This is a genomic window from Actinomycetota bacterium (genome assembly GCA_030682655.1).
Lineage (GTDB): Bacteria > Actinomycetota > Coriobacteriia > Anaerosomatales > JAUXNU01 > JAUXNU01.
In genome coordinates this window covers 1-6263 of record JAUXNU010000076.1, presented here as the reverse complement: position 1 = coordinate 6263, position 6263 = coordinate 1, and the positions used below count along the sequence as shown (strand labels likewise).

The 6263-nt window shown below is 61.5% G+C and carries 6 protein-coding genes; all 6 read left to right on the top strand.

Annotation, left to right across the window (positions count from 1 at the left end; all coding sequences use genetic code 11):
* The first annotated feature begins 241 nt into the window (after positions 1 to 241).
* Positions 242 to 838, top strand: coding sequence for a transposase (locus Q8K99_04570; GenBank protein MDP2181827.1), 597 nt, complete (start codon positions 242 to 244; stop codon positions 836 to 838).
* On the top strand, positions 774 to 1316 hold the full coding sequence (locus Q8K99_04565) for a transposase (GenBank protein MDP2181826.1): 543 nt from the start codon (positions 774 to 776) through the stop codon (positions 1314 to 1316). The genes Q8K99_04570 and Q8K99_04565 overlap by 65 nt, the downstream gene beginning before the upstream one ends.
* Positions 1317 to 1433: 117 nt before the next feature.
* Positions 1434 to 2645, top strand: coding sequence for a DUF5677 domain-containing protein (locus Q8K99_04560; GenBank protein ID MDP2181825.1), 1212 nt, complete (start codon positions 1434 to 1436; stop codon positions 2643 to 2645).
* A gap of 102 nt (positions 2646 to 2747) precedes the next feature.
* Positions 2748 to 3263 (top strand): nuclear transport factor 2 family protein, encoded by a 516-nt coding sequence (locus Q8K99_04555; protein ID MDP2181824.1) that lies wholly within the window; start codon positions 2748 to 2750, stop codon positions 3261 to 3263.
* Between the two features lie 394 nt (positions 3264 to 3657).
* Positions 3658 to 4326 carry a hypothetical protein gene (locus Q8K99_04550; GenBank protein MDP2181823.1) on the top strand — a complete coding sequence of 223 codons (669 nt, stop codon included), beginning with the start codon at positions 3658 to 3660 and terminating at the stop codon, positions 4324 to 4326.
* Positions 4323 to 6035, top strand: a complete 1713-nt coding sequence (locus tag Q8K99_04545) for a hypothetical protein (protein ID MDP2181822.1) — start codon at positions 4323 to 4325, stop codon at positions 6033 to 6035. Before Q8K99_04550 ends, Q8K99_04545 begins: the two co-directional genes overlap by 4 nt.
* Positions 6036 to 6263 lie beyond the last annotated feature (228 nt).

The following is a 6263-nucleotide window of genomic DNA, read 5'->3' as shown; positions in this document are numbered from 1 at the left end:
TTAGTGTCACTCTGCCCCCGTGGGATTCCTGACTCCGGTCAGGTAGCCTCGGATCCGACGGCGGAGTGACCCACAGCGCTTCTGTCGCCGCGTTGCGGCTGACCGTCAGCTGTTATGTCCCCCGCCGTCGGGTACCGAGGGGTCGTCGTCGTGACTTCATAGGAGCCTGGCCAGCAGGCCCCAGCTAAGGCGTGTCCGCCGCCGACCCCCGCCATCGTTACGTCGACGGAGGGGGACTACCATGATCGTAATCGGCATCGACCCGCATATGAAGACCCACACCGCGGTCGCGCTCGAAGCGGCGACGGGACAGGCTCTGAGGGAGAAGACCGTGGGCTGTCATGAGCGCGGGCGCGAGGCGCTACTCGCCTGGGCGAGAGGTCTCGGTCCGGACCGCTACTTCGCCATCGAGGACTGCCGGCATGTCTCGGGAAGACTCGAGCGCTTCTTGCTCTCCCGCAGCGAGCGCGTGGTGCCTCCCAAGATGATGGCGGGGGCGAGATCGTCGGCACGCACCTACGGCAAGTCGGACCCCATCGACGCGGCGTGCGTGGCGCGCGCCGCGCTGCGCGAGCCGGACCTTCCCGAGGCGCATCTGGCCGGCCCTGAGCGCGACGCGCGCCTGCTCGCCGATCACCGCGATGACCTGGTGAGTGAGCGCGGACGCGTCCAGAAGAGGCTGCGCTGGAACGTCCACGACCTCGACATCGACGCTCGAGCTGCCGCCGAGGGTACTCGACCGCTATGTGTGGCTGGACCGGCTCGAAGACGCCTTGTGCTCGCTGCCGCCGACCACGCTCTCTCGTATCGCCTTGGAGCAGACGAGACGCTGCCGTGAGCTCACGCGTGAGATCCGCTCCCTCGAACGCGAGCTCGAAGTCCTCACGCGAGAGATCATGCCCGAACTGCTCGACCTTGCGGGCTGCTCCGCGATCGGTGCCGCACATCTCGTGGGCCAGACGGCCGGCGCCAGCCGCTTCGCGAGCGAGGCGGCCTTCGCGATGCATGTCGGCACAGCTCCTCTGCCGGTCTCCTCGGGCAAGAGCGAGCGCCACCGCCTCAACAGGACCGGGAACCGCAAGCTCAACTCCACCATCCACATGATCGCTCTCACGCAGGCACGGATGCACCCGCCCGCGATCGCGTACATGGCGCGCAAGAAGTCTGAGGGGATGAGCAACCGCGAGGCGCTGCGGTGCCTCAAGCGACACATCTCTCGCGTCGTGTTCAAGACGATGCTGCGTGCGGAGCGGGCACGTGCGGCAGATGTCGTCCAGGTCGACTTCGCACCCGATCCGGTCGCCGTCGCGGTGTAGAGTTGACATAGGAGCAACAGCTGACGCGCACAAGGTAGAATCGACCTGAAAGCGCACGGCGCGCAGCTTATGCGCAATGCGTTAGGCAGAAACCTGTTCTGAACCACTGGGGGGAACATGCAGGTGCTCCACGACGCACTTGAGTCCGCGATGGGCGAGGCCCCAGGCCAGGTACTCGAGAAGCTACTCGAGAAGAAGCTTGCAGAGCAGGGTGTGAGCACGTCTGATGCAGAAATCACCCGCCTGCGAGATGCAATCCTCGCCGGGCAGTCAGACGAACTTTCAGTGAAGTCCTGGCGGCCGTGGATGCGCGGACAAGTCTCAATCGAAATCACCGGCGAAGAGGTCAACGAGGCGGCGGAGAAGCTTCTTGCGTGTCTACCGGGCCTCGTGGAGGACATCTCGACATCCCTGGCGGCGGACATCTTGCGGAACCTCGATCGCCTGTGGCCTAGGCAACGACGGTGGGAAGTCAAGAACTGCCGAGCCTTCGAACGGCGTCTTCGCCAGAGATGGGGAAGAGCATTCGATTCTCTCCATATGATGCTCGTGATCACACGCGAGTACGGCGACGGCATGAACACCGAACTGCGACGGCCTGACTTCCCTGAGCCGCACAAGATGGACATTCTGACGAGGCTCCATGCTCGCGGCTCGCAGATTGCCAACGAAATCCTAGTGCTCCTCGAATCCGGACTTGCGGATGGGGCCATGGCCCGCTGGAGGACTCTGCACGAAGTCGCAACCATTGCGCTCTTCATCAGCGCAAACGACGATTCTCTGGCAGAGCGATATGCTCTTCATCAAGTCATCGAGTCGCGGCGCGCTTGCCGGGACTACATCGCTTGCCAAGAACGTCTCGGTTACGAGCCCATGGACCCGGACGAGCTTCGGGAACTTGATAAGCAGTGCGCTGGCCTGCTGGAACGTTTCGGTGAACCTTTCGGCACCAACTACGGCTGGGCGTCTGAGGTCCTGGGCAACAAGAAGCCGTCCTTCGGAGACATCGAGCGTGCGGCGGGAATCGATCACTCGCGGGCGCACTACCGCATGGCCAGTCACAACGTCCACGCGAACCCCAAGGGGGTCTTCTTCAAGCTTGGCTTGCTTGGCGAGGTGGACGTTCTGCTGGCAGGACCAAGCAATGCGGGCATGTCGGAGCCCGGTCAGAGCGCAGCCATAGCGATGCTGCAGATTTCGGGTGCACTGATGACGCTGCAGCCCAATCTCGATGGTATCGTCACATTGAGAGTCCTGCAGTCAATGGTTGACCGGGTGTGTGACGAGTTCCATGGGGCGCACACCCAGCTTGCGGAGGATTCTGCCTGACCAGGAGATCGAGCGGACTCACTCCGTTCGCCGCTCATCTCCGTGACGTTGGGCAGACACGGAACGTAGAACGCGTGACCCGGTCTGGAGGGACGCACTGGCATGAGTAGCGCCGCCGCGGAGGACATCGCACAGAGCGTACTGGCCGCTTGGAATGCCCGCGACCTCGAGACCTTCCTTGCCCTCCTCGCGGAGGACGTGGAGTGGTACGACCCCGCCATGCCGGAGCCGCCTGTACGCGGGCGACCAGCTGTCAGGGCGTTCGCGGAGGCTGTGCTGCACGCCTTCCCCGACTTCGAATACGAGATTCGGGGACCCCTGTGCTCGGCTGCTGACGGAAGCCGGTGTGCGATCGCGTGGCGAATCTCAGCGACCCACCTACATCCGCTGCTCCCGCTCGGATATGCACCGACCCGTCGCAAGGCGAGTTTCGACGGTGTCGATGTTCTGGATATCCGGGAAGGCAAGGTTACTCGCATCATGACGGCGTTCGACATCCTTCCCGCGGCCGAGCAGCTGCTTGGCATGCGCCTGAGACCCGTACCGGGTACGTGGCGTGCCAAGGGTGTCGTAGCCGTGCAACGTGTTCTCGCGTACTTTGCGCGCAGGAGGAAGTAGAAGTGCTGCCCAACAACGGCATCCAGACGGACAACGCTTCGCGTTGCCGCTGATGCCGTAGGCGTTGGGCAGAGGATCACGTCTGCTTCGACGCGCAAGTACATGTGTCATCTGCAGGACGCTCTCAGCTGACACCGTCCATCAGGCAGGCAGCCTGTACGCCACTTCCCACAACGATTAGTCTTCCATACACGGGGGTGGGGGCATGTTTGTTCTGCATGGTAGGTTTTCCAAGAACGGGCTCGACCTGGGTCGTCTAGCCACGCGTCTGTCCGAAGACGGGTGGCGCGTCAAGCTGCCAGCGGCGAACACTCTGAGCGCATCCAAGGGGGTCCCTTGGCCGTTCGAGCCCCTGCGGTGGAGGTCGCAAACACCTAGGAGACTTGACCTCCAAGTGGTTGAGGACACTGTCACTGTCTCGTTTGCCATCGGCGCGCGGCGTCTATCGAGGGAGACGACCCTGGCAGAGGTTGCCTCACTGCTCGCACATGTACCTCAGCTTGAGCACGTCGAGCGTCTATCTGGTCTGGGTCGCAAAGTCACGCAGCGACTGCTGGGGCTTACAGCAGCCTACTTGGTCGTGTGTGTTCCAATCGCGTTTGTGCTCGCTACGATCATCAAGCAGAACGTAGCGGATCCGCTGCTGATTCCTACTGCGCATCTGTCTCCCACCATTGCGGCTGGTGAGAGAATCATTGCCTACCTCGGACCAGGCCACGGTGCCATGGTCTGCGAGGGGCGTGTTGTGATCCGCCAGGTAGAAGGCAATCCCCCCATCAAGATTAGCGAGTGGGTGCTTGCAGAAGGGCCTGCGGTCGTCCATGTGTCCGAAGACGGAGCAGTGCGCGATGGTCAACCCCTCACTCTGCCCTGGAATGTTGGGGACAATTCGGATGAGCTCACCTACACGATCCCTGCGCGCTCTGTGCTTGTAGGGAATCGCATGTCCACAGGTCTATATGTCTTGCCAGTTGAGGAAGTGAACGGGGTCGGAGTAGCAGTCTACTACCCACTGAACAGGATGCGTTCCCTGCTGGACGTTGGCGAGGCGAATCCGCAATGAGCCGTCCAGCGAAGCCCGAATCGATGTACACCCCCGCTTTGACGATTGTCGGTGCGATGTCCGCGGTTGTCACTGTAGGGACTTTCCTGGTGCAGGTGGTCCCCGGGACTGCGTCTCTTGCGGTCAGTCTGAGCGCAGCCACCATTGTGCTCACATATCTCGGCTTTGTCTTGATAAGCGGAAGGCTGTTTGGCAGACGACTGCGCCAATCTCAGCGCCGGCATGTGGCCGCATGGTCAATCGTGGTATTGGTCTTCTCGTTGATTCTCGGCATACGCGCTGTTGTTGCCAGAGGCGAGCTGCCGCACCCGGTGGAAACGCCTACCATGAATGGGACTCCGATTCCGTCGAGCTTCTCCGACGCTGTTGGCTATGACCTGCACGCTTCTCCAGTGCAGAACTCGGATGCGATCGCGACAATGTATTACGTCGTGTCTGACCCCAACTTCTTCGAGACGCTCTTCGAGCGTCGGGCCTTCTTCGACGGGCAAGTCGCGTTGGACGACCTTGAAGCAACGGACCCTGAGACCTTGAACATGATTGGACAGCTCCTGGACCCGGATCGTTCAAGCGTGATGGAAAACGACGTCTTCCGCTTCATGCGCGCACTCTGGGTGCGACACCTTGGATCTCGCAGGCCCATCGCTGAACTGAGCGAGTCATTTGGAGCGCTTGAAGCTCGTCCGCGATTCGACAGCCGCTTCACCATAGAGAACTGGGGGGATCGAAGGACCCTCTGGTACGACGCCGACAACAAGACGCTTGCCAGGGATGGATGGCTCGAGCTTGACTCTCTCTCTGAGGTGCTCGCGGAATCGAATCCAGATGTGGCCTACCCGATTGCCAAGGCTGGCGCCATGCGCTGGAAGAACGACGGAGAATGTGGCGGCTCACCCGGACCCAGCGGAGAGTACGACTATGCCTTCATCGTCCCGCGCAAGGTACAGTTGGTTCTCTTGGACTTGCACAATGTGAGCGGTCACGATCTCGTGGACGTCCAAGTCAATCTCAGGAGCCTCTCGGTAGAATCCGAGCACGTGTATGAACTCAGGGATGCGGACGAGGAGGACGGTACTGTTGCGACTGCCGAAGATGTCACGTATCAAGTACCAGGTGGGATAGCCACGGATGGGCACTTCCTCGTGCCTCTAGCCGTGATGCTCGGTGACTACGATGATCGAGCAGACTACGACCCCAGTGCTGCTCCCGACATGACCTACTTCGGTCCAGGCGCGAGAGTACAAGAACTGGTTCTTGGAACTCGCCAAGGCGGCGTCAATGTGCGTCCATTCGACCCCGCAAATCTTTCCTATCTCTACGTAGGATACTCGGGAGCCTCATGTCCGTCGCTCTACACCCGCACGTCATCAGACGTGCGCTGGGTGAAGGAGAGAAACGTCTTGGTGGGTTGGAATCGCAGAAGTTCTGAGAATACTGACGAATGTCTCCTCCGGCGCTTCGACGGGACGCTTCGTCTGTCCGAAGAGGATCGGGAGAAATCATATGTTGACCGTCTCACGGTCTCAGTGTCCACTCCGCTCGGTGATGTGACACTCCAACCCAATCTCGCCTCGCTGGGCGCTGCGGACGGGAAGCGCTTTCGTTTGGCGCAGGGAGAGAGCGTCGTGTTGCACTTTGAGGACTGGCGGCCCTGGATGACCGAACCCAGAGCGAGCATCACGGGCTTCTACGTTCCGGAAGATGACTGATGGGTCTCGAGGCATACCGAATGAGTCCTGCTCCCGAGAGGGGCCGAAGACGGGACACTCAACTGCCCCCGCCCAACCCGCGCTTCCTTAGTGTCACTCTGCCCCCGTGGGATTCCTGACTCCGGTCAGGTAGCCTCGGATCCGACGGCGGAGTGACCCACAGCGCTTCTGTCGCCGCGTTGCGGCTGACCGTCAGCTGTTATGTCCCCCGCCGTCGGGTACCGAGGG